Genomic DNA, 16,466 nt, shown 5'->3' with positions numbered 1-16,466 from the left:
ACAGCGAATAGGACATTCGCTTAGTCCGGTTTACGCGGCATTTTTCTGCGGTCCGTCAGCCTCCGCGCGGATCTTGGCCAGCGCTCGGCGCAGGACCCTGGACACCTGCATCTGCGAGCACCCCACCTCGCGCGAGATCTCCAGCTGGGTGAGGTCGGCATCGAAGCGCAGGCTGAGGACGAGGCGCTCGCGCTGGTCGAGGTGGTCGCGCACCTGGTGCAGCAGCGTGCGCCCTTCGGCCCACTCCAGCCGGTGGTCGAGGCCCCCGAGTCGATCGGACAGCAGGCCGTCGCCGTCACCGGGCGCGGGCGCGTCCAGCGAGCCGGCCCGATAGGCCTGTCCGGCGGCCAGCCCCTCGAGCACCGCCTCCTCCGTCATCCCCAGCGTGAAGGCCAGCTCCGGGACGGTCGGGGCCCGTCCGTACTCGGCGGTCAGGTCGTCGGTGCCCCGCGAGACGCGCAGCGCGGCCTCCTGCAACGGGCGCGGGACGTGGACGGCCCAGCCGTGGTCGCGCAGGTGGCGACGCATCTCGCCGGCCACGCAGGGCAGCAGGTAGGCGCTGACCGAGGCGCCCGCGCCCGGCCGGTAGGCCCCGATCGCCTTGGTCAGCCCGAGCATCCCGGCCTGCAGCAGATCCTCGGGATCGGCGCTGGTGGAGTAGCGGCGGGCCATCGAGCGGGCGAAGGGCATCGCCTCGGTGACCAACTGGTCGCCGGCCGCACGGTCACCGGTCTGGTAGCGGAGGATGAGCTCCTGCCACCGACGTTCCCGCGCGCGGTGTGATCCCGCAGTGCTGGTCACTCGACTGACCTTTCCTCGGCCGGGAACGCCACCGTAGTCCTCTGCGGACACCGCCGCAACCGGCAACGGCGTCACATGCGGAAAACGGGCGCTGAGCGCTCAACAAGTGGCGCGTTGGCGCAAGCGCCCAGCGCCAGACCGACGATCCGCCGGGTGTCGCGCGGGTCGATCACGCCGTCGTCCCACAACCGCGCCGTCGAGTAGTAGGGCTGGCCCTGGCGCTCGTACTGCTCGCGCAGCTGCGCGCCGACCTCGGCCTGGCCGACGGTCTCCATCACGGTGGCCGCCTGCTCGCCGCCCATCACCGAGATGCGCGCGTTGGGCCACATCCACAGGAAGCGCGGGTCGTAGGCGCGGCCGCACATGCCGTAGTTGCCGGCCCCGAAGCTGCCGCCCACGATCACCGTCAGCTTGGGCACCCGCGCGGTCGACACCGCGGCGACCATCTTGGCCCCGTCCTTGGCGATCCCGCCCGCCTCGTAGTCGCGCCCGACCATGAAGCCGCTGATGTTCTGCAGGAACAGCAGCGGCACCCGGCGCTGGTCGCACAGCTCGACGAAGTGCGCCGCCTTCAGCGCGCTCTCGCTGAACAGGATCCCGTGGTTGGCCACGATCCCGACCGGGTGGCCGTGGATGTGGGCGAACCCGGCGACCACCGTGGTGCCGTAGGTCGGCTTGAACTCGTGCAGCGCGCTGCCGTCGACCAGGCGGGCGATGATCTCGCGCGGGTCGTAGGGCGTCCGGCTGTCGGGCGGAACGGCGCCCAGCAGCGTGCTCGGGTCGATCGCCGGCTCGCGCCCGGGCCGACGCTCCCAGGGGGCGGCGGGCCTGGCCGGCAGCGTGGCCACGATCGAGCGGACGATGCGCAGCGCGTGGTCGTCGTCGTCGGCCAGGTGGTCGACCACGCCGGAGGTGCGCGCGTGCAGGTCGCCGCCGCCCAGCTCCTCGGCCGTGACCTCCTCCCCGGTGGCCGCCTTCACCAGCGGCGGCCCGCCCAGGAAGATCGTGCCCTGCTCGCGGACGATCACCGTCTCGTCGCTCATCGCCGGGACGTAGGCGCCGCCCGCCGTGCACGAGCCGAGCACGGCCGCGATCTGCGGGATCTCACGCGCCGACATCGTGGCCTGGTGGAAGAAGATGCGCCCGAAGTGGTCGCGGTCGGGGAAGACCTCGTCCTGGCGCGGGAGGAAGGCGCCGCCGGAGTCGACCAGGTACACGCAGGGCAGCCGGTTGTGCAGGGCGATCTCCTGCGCGCGCAGGTGCTTCTTGACCGTCATCGGGTAGTACGTGCCACCCTTCACGGTGGCGTCGTTGGCGACGACGACGACCTCGCGCCCGGACACGCGCCCGACGCCGGTGATGATGCCGGCGCCGGGCGCGTCCCCGTCGTACAGGTCCTCGGCGGCCAGCGGGCTGAGCTCCAGGAACGGCGCACCCGGGTCGCACAGGCGGTCGACGCGGTCGCGGGGCAGCAGCTTCCCGCGGCCGACGTGGCGCTCGCGCGCCTTCTCGCCGCCGCCCAGCGCGGCCCGCGCGATGCGCGCGTCGAGGTCGGCGATCAGCGCCAGGTGCGCGGCCTGGTTGGCGTCGAACTCGGGCGTGCCGGCGCGCGCGCGGCTGTGCAGGATCGTGCTCATTCGGTGACCTCCAGCAGCGCCTGCCCACGGGCCACGCGGTCGCCGACGGACACGTGGATGTCGCCCACGGTCCCGTCGGTGGGCGCGACGATCGTCAGCTCCATCTTCATCGACTCCAGCACCACGAGGACGTCGCCCTCGGCCACCGCGTCGCCGCTGGCCGCGCGCACGTCGAGCACGGTGCCGGGCATCGGCGCGTCCAGCGACCCGCCGCCGGCGTGCTCGCCGGCCAGATCCACCGCGGGGGCGAACCGGTGCGGGACGCCGTCGTCGACCACCCACACGGCGTCGTCGTCGCGGAACGTCTCGACCGGGCGCCGCGCGGCGGCGACCAGCCCGTGGTCGGCCAGGCGCAGCGCGGCCGGGACGTGGCGGCCGCCGACGCGCCAGCCGTCCCGCGCGTCCCACGGGTCGTCGGTGGGCGGCGGGCCGACGAGCGCGCTGACCGCCAGCGCGGGCAGGTCGGCGGCGGGCGGGGGCGGCGCGATCTCGTCGCCCAGGCGCTCGATCAGGCCGGTGTCGATGTCGCCGGCGCGCACCTCGGGACGGTTGATCAGCGCGCGCAGGTAGGCGGCGTTCGTCGTGGGACCGACGACCAGCGTGTGGGCCAGCGCGCGCTCCAGGCGGGCCAGGGCCGTCGCGCGATCGGGGCCGTGGGCGATCACCTTGGCCAGCATCGGGTCGTAGTCGGAGGTCACCTCGCTGCCCGCGGCGATGCCGCTGTCGACGCGCACGCCCTCCCCGTCGGGCTCGCGGTAGGCGATCACCCGGCCGATCGACGGGAGGAAGCCGGCGGCGGCGTCCTCGGCGTACAGGCGCGCCTCGACCGCGTGGCCGTCGAGGCGGACCTCGTCCTGCGACAGCGGGAGCGACTGGCCCGCGGCGACCCGCAGCTGCAGCTCGACCAGGTCCAGCCCGGTGACCGCCTCGGTGACCGGGTGCTCGACCTGCAGGCGGGCGTTCATCTCCAGGAAGAAGAACTCGCCGTCGACGGCGATGTACTCGACCGTGCCCGCGTTGACGTAGCCGGCGCTGCGGGCCAGGTCGCAGGCCGCGGCGCCCATGCGCGCGCGCAGCTCGCCGTCCACGACCGGCGAGGGCGCCTCCTCGATGACCTTCTGATGGCGGCGCTGCAGCGAGCACTCGCGCTCGCCCAGATGTAGCACGGCCCCGTGGGCGTCGGCGATCACCTGCACCTCGATGTGGCGCGGGCGCTCGAGGTAGCGCTCGACCAGCACCCGGTCGTCGCCGAACGCCGCCTTGGCCTCGCGCCCCGCGGCGGCCATCGCCTCGGGCAGCTCGTCGGCGGAGCGCACCACCCGCATGCCCTTGCCCCCGCCGCCGGCCACCGCCTTGACGATCACCGGATATCCACCGTCGTCGCCCGCGGGCACCGTGGGGACGCCGGCCGCGGCGGCGGTCTCCTTCGCGCGGCCCTTGTCGCCGACCAGCTCGATCGCCTCGGGCGGCGGTCCGATCCAGGTCAGCCCGGCGTCGCGAACGGCCTGGGCGAACGCCGCGTTCTCCGACAGGAAGCCGTAGCCGGGATGCACCGACCGCGCGCCCGCCTCGCGCGCCGCGCGCAGCAGCTCGTCGGCGTCCAGGTAGGCGTCGATCGGGATCGCCAGGTCGACGGCCCGCGCGTGCACCGCGCCGGCATCGGCGGCGGTGAACACCCCGGCGGTGGCCAGCCCCAGCCGCTGCGCGGTGCGCGCGACGCGCACCGCGATCTCGCCGCGGTTGGCGATCAGGATCGGGGCCAGGTCCTGCACGGTCTCAGGCGCCGAGCGCGCGGGCGATGACCATCTGCTGGACCTCGTCGGTGCCCTCGCCGATGGTCAGGATCTTCGCGTCGCGGTAGAAGCGGCACACCGGGTACTCCTCGATGTAGCCGTAGCCGCCGTGGATCTGCACGGCCTCCTCGCTGCAGCGGACGGCCAGGCGGCCGGTCTTCAGCTTGGCCTGGGCGGCGGTCAGCGAGAAGTCGCGGCCCGCGTCCTTCAGGCGCGCCGCCTTGTACACGAGCAGGCGGGCGGCCTCGATCTCGGTGGCCATGTCGGCCAGCTTGCCCTGGATCGCCTGGTACTTGGAGATCGGCTGGCCGAACGCCTTGCGCTCCTTGGCGTAGGCCAGCGCCTCGTCCAGCGCGCCCTGGGCCAGGCCGACGCCCATCGCGGCGACGCCGATGCGGCCGATGTCCAGGATGCGCAGGAACTGCTTGAAGCCGTTGCCGCGCGGGCCGAGCAGGTTGTCCTGTGGCACCCGGCAGTCGGTGAAGGTCAGCGGGCGTGTGTCGGACGCGTTCCAGCCCATCTTCCGATAGGGCGTGCCCTGCTCGTAGCCGGGCGTGCCGTTGGGGACGATCAGGTTGGAGATCTCGTCGTCGGCGGTCCGGGCCGTGATGCACACGACGCCCGAGATGTCGGTTCCGGCGTTGGTGATGAACTGCTTGGCGCCATCGATGACCCAGTCGCCGCCGTCGAGCTTGGCCCGCGTCTTGACGTTGCCGGCGTCGCTGCCCGCCTCGGGCTCGGTCAGGCCGAACGCGCCGAGCTGGCGCCCGCTGGTCAGCTCCGGCAGCCAGTCGGCCTTCTGCTCGTCGCTGCCGAACAGGTAGATCGGCTGGGTGCCCAGGCTGGTGTGCGCGCACAGCGTGATGGCCACCGACGAGTCGACGCGGGTGAGCTCCTCGACGGCCAGCGCGTAGGCCAGGGTGTCGCCGCCGGCGCCGCCGACCTCCTCGGGGAACGGGATGCCCATCCAGCCCAGCGCGCCCATCTTCTGGACGATCTCGTAGGGGAACGCCTTGGTCCGGTCGAGCTCCTCGGCCACCGGCGCGACCTCGCCCTCGGCGAACTCGCGGACGGTCCGGCGCAGCAGCTCGTGGTCGTCGGGGAGATCGAAGTCCATGGCTGGTTTTTCTACCGACTCATCGGTATAAATTCAAGCCCATGCCGTCGCCCCCCACGCGACCCGCGCTGCGCGCGAAATACGACGCCCGGCGCGCCGACGTGGTCGCGGCGGCCGCGCGGGTGTTCGCCGCCCGCGGGTACCACGCCACCTCGATCGACGACCTGCTCGAGGCCACCGGGCTGACCCGCGGCGGGCTGTACCACTACATGGACGGCAAGCAGGACCTGCTCATCGCCGTGTTGGACGACCTGATGGCGCCGCTGCTGGAGCGCACCCGCGCGATCGTCGCCGCGGCCGGCTCGCCCGAGGAGCACCTGCGGGCGATCACCCGGCTGTGGATCGGCCACGTGGCCGCCCACCGCGACCACATGGTCATCTTCAACCAGGAGCGCCGCACGCTGGAGCGCGACGCCGGCTGGAGCCACGTGCGCGCGGCCCGGCGCGACTTCGAGCAGCTGGTCGGCGAGGTCCTGGAGCGCGGCGTCGACGACGGCTCGTTCGTGATCGAGGATCCGTCGCTGACGCTGCTGGCCTTCCTGGGCATGGGCAACTACACGGCGCAGTGGTACGCGCCCGGCGGGCGCCTGGACGCCGAGGCGATCGCCGACGGCTACTGCGCGCTGCTGCTCGGCGGGATCACTGCCCGTACACCGTGACCGGCTCGTGGCGGCCCTTGAGCTCGATCGGGCCCAGATCGCGCAGGCCCTCGGCGTCGGGGCCGAGCTGGTCGTAGGTCGTCTGGGCGACGAACATCCGCGCCTCGTGCTCGCGGCCCAACGACTGCAGGCGCGCCGCGACGTTCGTCGTGTCGCCCACCGCCGCGTACTCCAGCCGGCGGGATGAGCCGACCGAGCCGGCCATCACCGGGCCGGAGTTGACGCCGATCCCGGCGCTCAGCGGCTGGTCGCTCAGGCCCGCGTCGGCCAGCCAGCGGTTGTAGGCCGGTAGGCCGTCGTCGAGGATCTGCCGGGCCGTGGCCACCGCCCGGCGCGCGTGGTCGGGCTGCTCCAGCGGCGCGCCGAACACGGCCAGGACGCCGTCGCCCTGGTAGGAGACGACCGTGCCGCCGTGGTCGAACACCGCGCCGGAGACCATCTCCAGGTAGGCGTTCAGCGCGGCGATCACCTGCTCGGCGGCGAGCTGCTCCCCGAGCGTGGTGAACCCGCGCAGGTCGCAGAACAGCATCGTGGCCTGGACCCGCTTGGGCGCCATCTCGTCGCGCTTGACCACCTCGTCGATCACCGCCGGCGGGACGAAGCGCTCGAAGGCGATGCGGACGCGCCGACGGGCCCGCACCTCGGTCGCGTAGGTCAGCGCCACCGCCCCGAGCGTGCCGATGGCGATCGTCAGCAGCGGCGCCGCGACAGCGACGATCGTCCCCGCGTTGAAGGCCAGCTGCGCGCCGACGAGCAGCACCGCGATCCCAGCAGCGCCGGTGGCCAGCGGCGGCCACAGCCGGCCGGTCAGCGCCGCGGCGGGCGCGATCGCGGCGCACAGCAGGATCATCATCACGCCGACCCAGTTGGAGGCGTTGCGCAGCGGGAAGCCGTCGAGGATCGTCTGGATCGCGTTGGCGTGGATCTCCGGGCCCGGCATCAGCTGGCCCACGGCCGTCGGGTGGAGATCGCCGAGGATCGGCGCGGTCGCGCCCACGACCACGACCTTCCCTCGTATCGCCTCCGGATCGAACTCGCCGTTGAGCACATCAGCGAACGAGACCTCGGGCACCGTTCCGGTCGGCCCGGCGAAGTCGATCGGGCGCGACGGCTGCTGCCGATCCCCGTCGGCCGCGAGGGCATCAAGCGTGGGCAGCCCGTACTCGCTGCCGCGGAACCGACGCATCGCACCGTCGTCGTCGACTGGATATCCGGCGAAGCCGATCCGTCCCGCGAACCGCTGTGCGGCGATGACCTGTGGGGTCCCGTCGTCGAACAACTCAAGCGCCCCGAGGAAGACGTTCGGATGGTCGGCGGCCGCGATCAGCCGTGGGTCGGCGGCGGTCTTGCGGGCGAATTGCACGTCGTAGGCGATGCGCTTGGCCCCAGCGGCGCGCAGCGCATCGATCACCCGGGCGTGCAGCCGCCGATTGAAGGGCCACGTGCCGTACTGGGTGAGGGTGTCCTCGTCGATCGCCACGACGGCGACGTCGGGAGAGGCATGGGTTCCGCGGACGTCGAATCGGGTGTCGATCAGGTTCTGCTCGAGCTGCTCCACCGGCCCCAGGTGCCACGCGACCAGGCCGACGGCGGCGGCCACCGCCGTCGCCACCAGCGCGCGCACAAGCCTCCCGCCGAGCATCCCGCGAGTGTCGCGGATCTGACACAAGTTGTGGTGGTTCTGCGACAGTGCCGTCCAGGCAGGCCCTGGAGGATCGTGCTGTGCTGCGACCGACCCTTCCCCTCGTGCTTCTCACCGCCGTGCTCGGCACGGCGGCGCTGGCCCACGGCCAGTCGACCGCGACCTACCGGATCGACACGGTCGCGACGGGCCTCAACGCACCGTCGGACATCTCGCCGCTGACCGCCGGCGGCTTTCTGGTCGCCGACACCGCCAACAACCGCGTCGTGCGCATCGACACCGCCGGCGCGCTGACCACGCTGGCCTCCGAGCTCAACGGGCCGCGGGGCGTCTCCGCCCTGCCCGGCGGCGGGTTCCTGGTGGCCGACACCGACAGCAGCGTCATCCGCCGCTACGGCCCCGACGGCCGGGCCACGATCGTCGCCGGCTCGCCGAGCAAGCCGGGCTACAACGGCGACGGGATCGCCGCCACCAGCGCGCAGCTGAACCTGCCCCAGGGCGTCGCCGCCCTCTCCGACGGCTCGTTCCTGATCGCCGACACCGCCAACAACCGCATCCGCCGGGTCTCCGACGGCGTGATCACCACGGTCGCCACGGGCCTCAACGCGCCCGCGAAGGTCGTGCCGCTGGCCGGCGGCGGCTTCCTGATCGCCGACACCGGCAACAGCCAGATCCGCCGCGTCGACCCGACCGGCACGATGACCACCGTCGCCGGGCCGACCGGGTTGATCGGGCCGCAGGGCCTCGCCGTGCGCAGCGACGGCTCGCTGGTGATCGCCGACACCGGCGCCCAGCGCGTCCGCGAGCTCGGCACCGATGGGACGCTGCGCACGATCGCCGGCACCGGCTTCCTGGGCTTCTCCGGCGACGGCGGCGACGCGCTGGCCGCGCAGCTGTCCGGTCCGCGCGCCGTCGCGTTGGGCACCGCGGGCATCCTGGTCGCCGACACCGGCAACAACCGCATCCGCTCCCTCACGCCGGTCGCTCCGACCGTCCCGGAGCCGATCACCGCACCGCTGCCCGAGCCCTCGCCGACGCCGCCGCCCGGCGCCGCCCCGCCGCGCGTCGGCCAGTCCGCCGTCGTCGCCCCCGTGCGCGGCGTCGTCCGCGTCCGCCTGGCCGGCCGCCGCTCGTTCACCACGCTGCGTGAGGCCACGAACATCGGCGTGGGCACCGAGCTCGACACCACGAAGGGCGCCGTCGCGCTGTTCTTCCAGACCTCGGGCTCGACGTCGTCGGGCGCGGTCGCCTCGCTCGGCCGCTTCGTCGTGCTCCAGCCCGCCCGCCCGATCGTCGACGGCGAGCGCCCCGGTCTGCTCGTCCTCTCCCATCCGCTGGCCGGGTGCACCGGCGCGTCACGCGCGACGGCCAGCGCCGCCGCCGCCCGAGCTCGTCAGCGCAAGGTCAAGGTCCGGGCCAAGGGAAAGATCCGCACGAAGGGCAAGTACGGCAGCGCGATCGTGCTCGGCACCCAGTGGACGATCACCGACCGCTGCCCGGTGGGCCGGCCCGGCTCGACCACCGAGCGGACCATCGAGGGCCTCGTGCAGGTGCGCGACTTCGTCAAGCACCGCACGGTGCGCGTGCCCGCCGGGCGCAGCTACACCGCGCGCGCCCGTCGCTAGGGACCGGCGGCGGCGCGGATCTCGTCGGCGACGCGATCGACGTGGTTGACGATGAAGCGGCTCTCCTGGCCGCCCGCCGTGATCGACAGCTGGCGACGCAGGCCGGCCCCGAACACGTGGCTGAACGGCGCGCGGGGCGCGACCTCCACCTGCGCCAGGTCAGCCAGCGCCACGCTCCACTCCTGCGCGGCCAGCGCGCGATCGAACCCGTGGGGGCGGAACACCAGGCGATCGCCGTCGATCGAGAGCGTGCCGCCGACCGCGCGGACGCTCGACGTGACGCGGTTGGCCCGCCAGGAGCTCACCCGAACGGTCGCGCCTTGCGCTCCAGCGCGGCCGGATCCAGGAGCGTGGTCCGCCCACGCGAGAGCTCGACCACGCCGGCCTCCTGCTCCTCGCGCAGGACCTTGTTGACCGTCGCCCGCGAGGTGCCGGCCAGCGAGGCCAGGTCCTCCTGGGTCAGCGGGACGATCGCGCCGGCCTGGACCGGCCCGAAGGCCGAGCACACGTCGAGCAGGCGCCGGCGCACGCGGGTGTCGGCGGGCAGGTACAGCGCCTCGACGAGCTGGCTGGACAGGCGGCGCACCTGGACGGCGAGCAGGCCGATCAGGAAGCGGTCGATCGTGGGCACGCGCTCGCGCAGGGCGGTGAACTCGATCTGGTGGATCGACAGCGTCTCGCCGTCCTCCAGCGAGGAGATCGTGGCGCTGCGCGGGGCGCCGGGCGTGAGCAGCGCGAGCTCGCCGAACGCGTCGCCGGGGCCGATCACGTTGAGCGTCGCGGCATCGCCGAACTCGGTCATGATCCGCACCGCGAAGCGGCCGCGGCGGATCAGATGCAACGTGTCGGCGGGATCCCCGGAGTGGAAGACGACCTCGCCCGCGCCGAAGCTCCGGCGGCGGGCCCGCGCCAGCAGCTGGTCCAGCTCCGCCGGCGCCGCATCCCGCAGCAGCGCGAACTCGTCCCCCACGGCCATGACGGGACGCTACCGCGAATCGCGCTGGCGCATGATCGTCAGGCCCACCAGGCGCGAGACGACGATGGCCACGTAGCCCAGCCCGGCCAGCTGCTCGATCATCACCAACGACCGCGCGAACGGGCGGATCGGCACCACGTCGCTGAGGCCGGTCGAGGTCAGCGTCGTGAACGACAGGAACAGCAGCTCCATCCAGCTGCGCGGGTCCTGCGGGTCGACCGCCGCGGTGAAGCTGTCGGGCGCGATCGCCTGGCAGACGACGTAGGCGTAGGCGAACCCCCAGGCCACCAGCGTGAACGTCGCGCCGACCGCGAACAGCTCGTCACGGGTGATCTCGTGGTCGGCCAGCATGTACGCGATCAGCCCGCCCGCCGCGTACAGGTACAGGACGGCCTCGATCGCCGACGAGTACGGCACCAGCGTGTCGCTGCCGGTGATCGCCTCGATGATCAGCAGCACGGTCGCGGGGATGGCCAGGGCGAAGCCGAGCAGCGTCGGACCCGGGCTGGCCCGCACGGCCAGGACGACCAGGCTGAGGATGGCGATCCCGAGCACGCTGAACAGCGACCGCTGAACCGCCTTCCCCTCGAGGAACGGATACAGCAGCAGGCTGAACAGCTGCACGCAGAGCAGCGTCGCCGACGGCTCGCGCTTGGCGAAGCGAATCACCGGCGGGACGGTACGAGGGCTACCGGATGCCGTGGATGCGCTCGCCGGAGCGCACGATGTGCTCGCGCATCAGCTCGACCGCGCCGTCCTCGTCGGCCGACTCGATCGCGTCGTAGATCGCCTGGTGCTCCTCCAGCGAGACGAGCGGGCGCCCCGGCCGGGTCAGCGACGCCTCCGAGGTGCGGTCGATCACGTCGCGCAGCTGGTCGTGCAGCTGCGCGAGCATCGGGTTGTGCGAGGCCTCGGCCAGCGCGCGGTGGAAGTGGCGGTCGCCGATGATGCCGTCGCCGCCCTCGGTGATCGACGAGCTCATCGCGGCCAGCGCGTCGGCCATGTGGCGCAGGTCCTCGTCGGTGCGCCGGCGGGCGGCCAGGCGGGCGGCCTGGCACTCGATGCCCTCGCGCACCTCCCAGATCATCGGGTGGTCGACCTCGCTGTTGGCCACCTCCAGCGCGAACGAGCCGATCACGTCGCCCGGTGGCGTGACCAGGTAGACGCCGTCGCCGTGGCGGATCTCGACCAGGCCCTGGACCCGCAGCACGGTCAGCGCCTGGCGCACCGACGTGCGCGACACGCCCAGGCGCTCGGCCAGCTCGCGCTCGGACATCAGCCGGTCGCCGGGCTGGAGCTCCTCGACGTCGATGAACTCGCGCAGGCGCTCGACGACCTGCTCGTACAGGGGCGAGCGCTGGATCGGGCCGAGGGTGTCGCGCGAGGCCATGGCGGCCGACGCTACATCGGCTGGCGGATGATCGGCCGCTTGGCCGCACCCGCCTCGTCCAGCCGGCGGACCGGCGTCGAGTACGGCGCGTTGCGGGCGATCTCCGGGTCCTCGGCCGCCTCGGCGAGGATCGCCTTGATGGCGTCGGCGAAGGCGTCGAGCGTCTCGCGCGTCTCGGTCTCGGTCGGCTCCACCAGCAGCGCCTCGTCGACCAGCAGCGGGAAGTAGACCGTCGGCGGGTGGTAGCCGTAGTCCAGCAGCCGCTTGGCCAGGTCCAGCGTCTTGATGCCCAGCTCGCGCTTCATCGGCGCGCCCGACAGGACGAACTCGTGCATGCACAGGCGCCCGTAGGCCAGCGGCAGATGCTCGGCCACGTCGCCCAGGCGGGCCAGCAGGTAGTTGGCGTTGAGCACCGCCGAGACCGACGCGTCCTTGAGCCCCTCGGCGCCGAGCGAGCAGATGTAGGCGTAGGAGCGCACGAAGCACCCGTAGTTGCCCTGGAAGCCGCGCAGCCGGCCGATCGACTTCTCGTAGCCGTCGTCGTCGAGGTCGAACGTCCCATCCTCGGACTTGGTGATGCGCGGGTTCATCAGATACGGCGCCATGCGGTCGGACACCGCGATCGGGCCCGAGCCCGGGCCGCCGCCGCCGTGCGGCTGGGTGAACGACTTGTGCAGGTTGAAGTGCACGATGTCGAAGCCCATGTCGCCCGGGCGGGTGACGCCCATGATCGCGTTGAGGTTCGCGCCGTCGTAGTACAGGACGGCCCCCACGCCGTGGACGATGTCGGCGATCTCGCGGATGTTCGGATCGAAGACGCCCAGCGTGTTGGGGTTGGTCAGCATGATCAGCGCGACGTCCTCGGTGGCCTTCGCGCGCAGGTCGTCGAGGTCGACGCCGCCGTCGGCGTTGGTGCCGACCTTGACGACCTCCAGGCCGGCCATCGTCACCGTCGCCGGGTTCGTGCCGTGCGCCGTGTCGGGCGTCAGCACCTTCGTGCGCGTCTGGCCGCGATCCTCGTGGTAGGCCCGGGCCAGCAGCACGCCGGCCAGCTCGCCGTGCGAGCCGGCGGAGGGCTGCAGCGAGACGTGCGGCATCCCGCTGACCTCGCCCAGCGCGCGCTCCAGGTTCCACATCAGCTCGAGCGCGCCCTGCGCCCGCGCCGGCCGCTGGAACGGGTGCAGCCGCGCGTGACCGGGCAGCGCCGCGACCCGCTCGTGCAGGCGCGGGTTGTGCTTCATCGTGCACGAGCCCAGCGGGTAGAAGCCCGAGTCCAGGTCGAAGTTGCGCTTGGACAGCTTCACGTAGTGGCGCACGATCTCGGGCTCGGAGACCTCGGGCAGCCGCGGACCCTGGGCGCGGCGGAACTTGCCGGGCAGCAGCCCGTCGACCGCGGGCACGTCCAGCGCGGGCGCGACGAACGCGCGCCGGCCGGGCGCGCCCTTCTCGAAGATCGTCTCGATCGTCTCGCGCTGCAGCGGCGTCTGCTTGGGGGTCTGCTCCAGCAGGGTCATCGCAGGGCCTCCGCCAGGGTCGTGGCCAACAGGTCGATCTCGTCGCGCGAGCGCTGCTCGGTGATCGCCACCAGCAGCGCGTTCTCGTCCTCCAGCGCCAGCCCGGGGTTGACGCCCCGCGCCGCGCAGAACTCGACCACGTCGGCCACGCGCACGGTGTCGGGCAGCTGCACGGCGAACTCGCGGATCACCGGCTGGGCGTGCCAGGCGCTGACGCCGTCGATCGCGCACAGCGCCTCGCGGGCGTAGTGCGTGCGCTGCAGCAGCAGCTCGCCCAGCTCGACGATCCCCTCCTTGCCCAGCCAGGACAGGTAGACGACGCCGCCCAGCGCGTTGAGCGCCTGCGCGGTGCAGATGTTCGACGTCGCCTTCTCGCGGCGGATGTGCTGCTCGCGCGTCTGCAGCGTCAGCACGAAGCCGCGGCGGCCGTCGGCGTCGACCGTCTCGCCGGCGATGCGCCCGGGCATGCGGCGCAGGTAGGCCTCGGTGGCGGCGAAGAAGCCGAACGACGGGCCGCCGAAGTCCAGGCGGTTGCCCAGCGGCTGTCCCTCGCCGACGCACACGTCGACGCCGCACTCACCCGGCGGCACCAGGATGCTCAGCGCGATCGGGTCGTAGGCGGCGATCGCCACGGCGCCGCCCTTGGCGGCGGTCAGCGCGGCCGCGTCCTCGATGGCGCCGTAGAAGTTCGGGTTCTGGAAGAAGACCGCGCCCGTGTTGTCGTCGATCGCCTCGGCCCACGCGTCCGGATCGGTGACGCCGTCGCGCAGCGGCACCTCGACGACCTCGATGTCGTAGCCGTGCGCGTAGGTGTGCAGCGTCTGCCGCGAGTGCGGGTGCACGCCGGCGGAGATCACGAACTTCGTCTTCGCGGGCTGGGCCAGCTTGGCCAGGTATCCGGCGCTGGCCAGCGCGGACGGGCCCTCGTAGACCGACGCGTTGGCCACCGGCAGCCCGGTCAGCTCGCTGATCGCGGTCTGGTACTCGAACATCACCTGCAGCCCACCCTGGGAGACCTCGGGCTGGTAGGGCGTGTAGGGCGTCAGGAACTCCGAGCGCGACATGAGCATGTCGATCAGCGCGGGCACGTAGTGGTCGTACATGCCGCCGCCCAGGAAGCTGACCTCGTCCTCGGTGGAGACGTTGCGCGCGGCCAGCTGACGCAGGTGCGTGTAGACGGCCTGCTCGGGCTGGCCGGCGGGCAGGTCCAGCGGGCGGTCGAGGCGCAGCGCCTCGGGGATCGTCGCGAACAGGTCCTCGACGGTGTCGACGCCGATCTCGGCGAGCATCGCCTCGCGGTCGGCGTCCGTGATGGCGGTGTACGTGCTCACAACGCTTCCTTCTTGGAGTAGATGGGTCGCTTGACGACGACGGCGTCGCGCGTGCGCCCGCGCACGTCGATGGCCAGCGTCGCTCCCGGCTCGGCCTGCGCGGCGGGCACGTAGCCCATGCCGATCCCGATCCCCAGGCAGGGCGACATCGTGCCGCTGGTGACCACGCCCCCGCCCGCGATCGGGTTGCCCTGACGGGCGATCCCCTGGGCCAGCGTGAAGGCCACGAGCCGCTCCTGCGGGCCGGCGTCGCGCACCGCCCGGCAGGCCTCGGCGCCGACGAACCCGGTGTCCTCCTTGACCGCCCAGCCCAGGCCGCCGGAGATCGGGTCGCGCTCCTCCATCAGGTCGTTGCCGTACAGGTGGAACCCCGCTTCCAGGCGCAGCGTGTCGCGCGCGGCCAGTCCCGCGGGGGTGGCGTGGCGGCGCAGCAGCTCGTCCCAGATGCGCGGCGCGTCGGTGGGCGCGCACAGGATCTCGACGCCGTCCTCGCCGGTGTAGCCGGTGCCGCACACGAGCACGTCCGCGCCGGCGACGCGCCGGGTCTGCGCGGTCATGCGCGCGGGCAGCGGCCCGTCCGACAGCGCGCCGACGATCTCCCGGGCCAGCGGTCCCTGGACGGCCAGCATCGCGTAGTTGGCCGCGGCGTCGCGCACGGCCACGTCGAAGGCCTGGGCCTGCTGCCCGAACCAGGCCAGGTCCTTGTCGTGGTTGGCCGCGTTGGTCACGGTCAGCCACTGGTCGGGGCCCAGCCGGTAGGAGAACAGGTCGTCGATCACGCCGCCGTCCTCGCGACACAGCAGCGCGTACTGCGCGCCCCCGACCGGGACCTTCTCGACGTCGTTGGACAGCAGCCGCTGCAGGAACGCGGTGGCCTGCGGGCCCTCGGTCTCGATCTGCCCCATGTGCGAGACGTCGAAGACGCCCGCGGTCTGACGCACGGCGAGGTGCTCCTCGCGCACCCCCGCGTACTGGACGGGCATCTCCCAGCCCGCGAAGGGCACGAGCTTGGCCCCGGCGGCCTGGTGGCGCTCGTAGAGCGAGGTACGGTGCAGGTCGGTCATGGTCGAGTCGTCCAGTGGTCGGACCACTGTGCCACGAGCCTACCAAGCCGGGCGGCGGGGTCACACGTAGGCTCCCGGCGATGCCCACCCACAACGACGGCGCGCTGGTCACCGGCGCAGGCGGCGGCATGGGCCGCGAGATCGCGCGCGCCCTGGCCGCGCGCGGCCACGCCGTGCACGTGACCGACATCGACGGCGCCGCGGCAGCGCGCACGGCGGCCGAGCTCGGCGCACCGGCCTGGTCCTCGGCGCTCGACGTGGCCGACGCCGCCGCCTGCACGGCCGCCGCGCAGGCCACCGCGCAGCGGGCCGGCCACCTGGCCGTGTGGGTCAACAACGCGGGCATCCTGCGCACCGGCAACGCCTGGGAGATCACCGAGGCCGACCGGCGGCTGATGTTCGACGTCAACACCGCCGGGACGATCAACGGGACGCTCGCCGCCCTGGAGCTGATGCGTCCCGCCGGCCGCGGTCACGTGATCAACGTCGTCTCGATGGCCGGCCTGGTGGCGGCGCCCGGCGAGGCGGTCTACGGCGCCACCAAGCACGCCGCGATCGCCTTCAGCCTCGGCCTGGGCGCCGACCTGCGCCGCGCGGGCGTCCGCGACATCCACGTGTGCGCGCTGTGCCCCGACGGCGTGTGGACGCCGATGCTGTACGAGAAGGTCGACGACCCGATGGCCGCGATGTCGTGGCAGGGCGTGATGCTGCAGCCCGAGCAGGTCGCCGCCGTGGCCATGGAGCTACTGGACAAGCCGCGACCCGTGCGCGTCGTGCCGCGCTGGCGCGGCTGGTTCGTGCGCGTGGCCGACACGTTCCCGCGTCTGGCGCTGGCCCTGCTGCCGGTGGTCTCGGCCGATGCGCGCCGCAAGCAGCGCGCGTTCAAGCGCCGCCTTGACCGCTGAGTATCAGGTTGC

15 protein-coding genes are annotated in these 16,466 nt (G+C 73.0%); 3 read left to right on the top strand and 12 right to left on the bottom strand.

The window, feature by feature from the left end; translation table 11 throughout:
• Positions 1–30 precede the first annotated feature (30 nt).
• From ACZ5UI_RS22730 to ACZ5UI_RS22715, 4 genes are all read right to left on the bottom strand, one after another.
• Positions 31–801 (bottom strand): sigma-70 family RNA polymerase sigma factor, encoded by a 771-nt coding sequence (locus ACZ5UI_RS22730; RefSeq protein ID WP_464191343.1) that lies wholly within the window; start codon positions 799–801, stop codon positions 31–33.
• 71 nt (positions 802–872) lie between these two features.
• Positions 873–2,438 carry a carboxyl transferase domain-containing protein gene (locus tag ACZ5UI_RS22725; protein WP_464191341.1) on the bottom strand — a complete coding sequence of 522 codons (1,566 nt, stop codon included), beginning with the start codon at positions 2,436–2,438 and terminating at the stop codon, positions 873–875.
• A complete protein-coding gene (locus tag ACZ5UI_RS22720) occupies positions 2,435–4,210 on the bottom strand; it encodes an acetyl/propionyl/methylcrotonyl-CoA carboxylase subunit alpha (protein ID WP_464191339.1) in 1,776 nt (591 codons plus the stop codon). Before ACZ5UI_RS22720 ends, ACZ5UI_RS22725 begins: the two co-directional genes overlap by 4 nt.
• A gap of 4 nt (positions 4,211–4,214) precedes the next feature.
• Entirely contained in the window at positions 4,215–5,348 is a 1,134-nt protein-coding gene (locus ACZ5UI_RS22715) for an acyl-CoA dehydrogenase family protein (protein ID WP_464191337.1), read from the bottom strand.
• Between the two features lie 41 nt (positions 5,349–5,389).
• On the opposite strand from ACZ5UI_RS22715, the gene ACZ5UI_RS22710 reads away from it, so the two are divergent.
• The gene (locus ACZ5UI_RS22710) at positions 5,390–6,007 is read left to right on the top strand and encodes a TetR/AcrR family transcriptional regulator (RefSeq protein ID WP_464191335.1); all 618 of its coding nucleotides are present in this window, start codon (positions 5,390–5,392) and stop codon (positions 6,005–6,007) included.
• Here the strand turns inward: ACZ5UI_RS22710 and ACZ5UI_RS22705 are convergent.
• Positions 5,988–7,649 carry a CHASE2 domain-containing protein gene (locus tag ACZ5UI_RS22705; RefSeq protein ID WP_464191333.1) on the bottom strand — a complete coding sequence of 554 codons (1,662 nt, stop codon included), beginning with the start codon at positions 7,647–7,649 and terminating at the stop codon, positions 5,988–5,990. The genes ACZ5UI_RS22710 and ACZ5UI_RS22705 overlap by 20 nt on opposite strands.
• Positions 7,650–7,753: 104 nt before the next feature.
• Here ACZ5UI_RS22705 and ACZ5UI_RS22700 point away from each other — a divergent pair, with 104 nt between their 5' ends.
• A complete protein-coding gene (locus tag ACZ5UI_RS22700; RefSeq protein WP_464191331.1) occupies positions 7,754–9,274 on the top strand; it encodes an NHL repeat-containing protein in 1,521 nt (506 codons plus the stop codon).
• Here the strand turns inward: ACZ5UI_RS22700 and ACZ5UI_RS22695 are convergent.
• From ACZ5UI_RS22695 to gcvT, 7 genes are read right to left on the bottom strand one after another with little or no spacing between them, the layout of a single operon-like run.
• Entirely contained in the window at positions 9,271–9,579 is a 309-nt protein-coding gene (locus ACZ5UI_RS22695) for a hypothetical protein (RefSeq protein ID WP_464191329.1), read from the bottom strand. The genes ACZ5UI_RS22700 and ACZ5UI_RS22695 overlap by 4 nt on opposite strands.
• The gene (locus tag ACZ5UI_RS22690) at positions 9,576–10,250 is read right to left on the bottom strand and encodes a Crp/Fnr family transcriptional regulator (protein WP_464191327.1); all 675 of its coding nucleotides are present in this window, start codon (positions 10,248–10,250) and stop codon (positions 9,576–9,578) included. The genes ACZ5UI_RS22695 and ACZ5UI_RS22690 overlap by 4 nt, the downstream gene beginning before the upstream one ends.
• 9 nt (positions 10,251–10,259) lie before the next feature.
• On the bottom strand, positions 10,260–10,919 hold the full coding sequence (locus ACZ5UI_RS22685) for an ion channel (RefSeq protein ID WP_464191325.1): 660 nt from the start codon (positions 10,917–10,919) through the stop codon (positions 10,260–10,262).
• 19 nt (positions 10,920–10,938) lie between these two features.
• Entirely contained in the window at positions 10,939–11,640 is a 702-nt protein-coding gene (locus ACZ5UI_RS22680; protein ID WP_464191323.1) for a FadR/GntR family transcriptional regulator, read from the bottom strand.
• A gap of 11 nt (positions 11,641–11,651) precedes the next feature.
• Entirely contained in the window at positions 11,652–13,154 is a 1,503-nt protein-coding gene (gcvPB, locus tag ACZ5UI_RS22675) for an aminomethyl-transferring glycine dehydrogenase subunit GcvPB (protein ID WP_464191321.1), read from the bottom strand.
• Positions 13,151–14,485: an aminomethyl-transferring glycine dehydrogenase subunit GcvPA gene (gene gcvPA, locus ACZ5UI_RS22670; protein WP_464191319.1), complete on the bottom strand. Its 1,335-nt coding sequence runs from the start codon at positions 14,483–14,485 to the stop codon at positions 13,151–13,153. The genes gcvPB and gcvPA overlap by 4 nt, the downstream gene beginning before the upstream one ends.
• Positions 14,482–15,549: a glycine cleavage system aminomethyltransferase GcvT gene (gene gcvT / locus ACZ5UI_RS22665; RefSeq protein ID WP_464191317.1), complete on the bottom strand. Its 1,068-nt coding sequence runs from the start codon at positions 15,547–15,549 to the stop codon at positions 14,482–14,484. Before gcvT ends, gcvPA begins: the two co-directional genes overlap by 4 nt.
• Before the next feature lie 80 nt (positions 15,550–15,629).
• On the opposite strand from gcvT, the gene ACZ5UI_RS22660 reads away from it, so the two are divergent.
• On the top strand, positions 15,630–16,454 hold the full coding sequence (locus ACZ5UI_RS22660) for an SDR family NAD(P)-dependent oxidoreductase (protein ID WP_464191315.1): 825 nt from the start codon (positions 15,630–15,632) through the stop codon (positions 16,452–16,454).
• The last annotated feature ends 12 nt before the right edge of the window (positions 16,455–16,466 follow it).

The organism is Conexibacter sp. JCM 18997 (assembly GCF_055391915.1).
The sequence above is the reverse complement of the archived record's forward strand: the minus strand, read 5'-3'. Positions and strand labels throughout refer to the sequence as shown.

Excerpts from the sequence above, each read along its gene's own strand:
- ACZ5UI_RS22725 (WP_464191341.1), bottom strand. The coding sequence starts at position 2,438 with ATGAGCACGATCCTGCACAGCCGCGCGCGCGCCGGCACGCCCGAGTTC.
- ACZ5UI_RS22715 (WP_464191337.1), bottom strand. The coding sequence starts at position 5,348 with ATGGACTTCGATCTCCCCGACGACCACGAGCTGCTGCGCCGGACCGTC.
- ACZ5UI_RS22710 (WP_464191335.1), top strand. The coding sequence starts at position 5,390 with ATGCCGTCGCCCCCCACGCGACCCGCGCTGCGCGCGAAATACGACGCC.
- ACZ5UI_RS22705 (WP_464191333.1), bottom strand. The coding sequence starts at position 7,649 with ATGCTCGGCGGGAGGCTTGTGCGCGCGCTGGTGGCGACGGCGGTGGCC.
- ACZ5UI_RS22690 (WP_464191327.1), bottom strand. The coding sequence starts at position 10,250 with ATGGCCGTGGGGGACGAGTTCGCGCTGCTGCGGGATGCGGCGCCGGCG.
- ACZ5UI_RS22680 (WP_464191323.1), bottom strand. The coding sequence starts at position 11,640 with ATGGCCTCGCGCGACACCCTCGGCCCGATCCAGCGCTCGCCCCTGTAC.
- gcvPB (WP_464191321.1), bottom strand. The coding sequence starts at position 13,154 with ATGACCCTGCTGGAGCAGACCCCCAAGCAGACGCCGCTGCAGCGCGAG.
- gcvT (WP_464191317.1), bottom strand. The coding sequence starts at position 15,549 with ATGACCGACCTGCACCGTACCTCGCTCTACGAGCGCCACCAGGCCGCC.
- ACZ5UI_RS22660 (WP_464191315.1), top strand. The coding sequence starts at position 15,630 with ATGCCCACCCACAACGACGGCGCGCTGGTCACCGGCGCAGGCGGCGGC.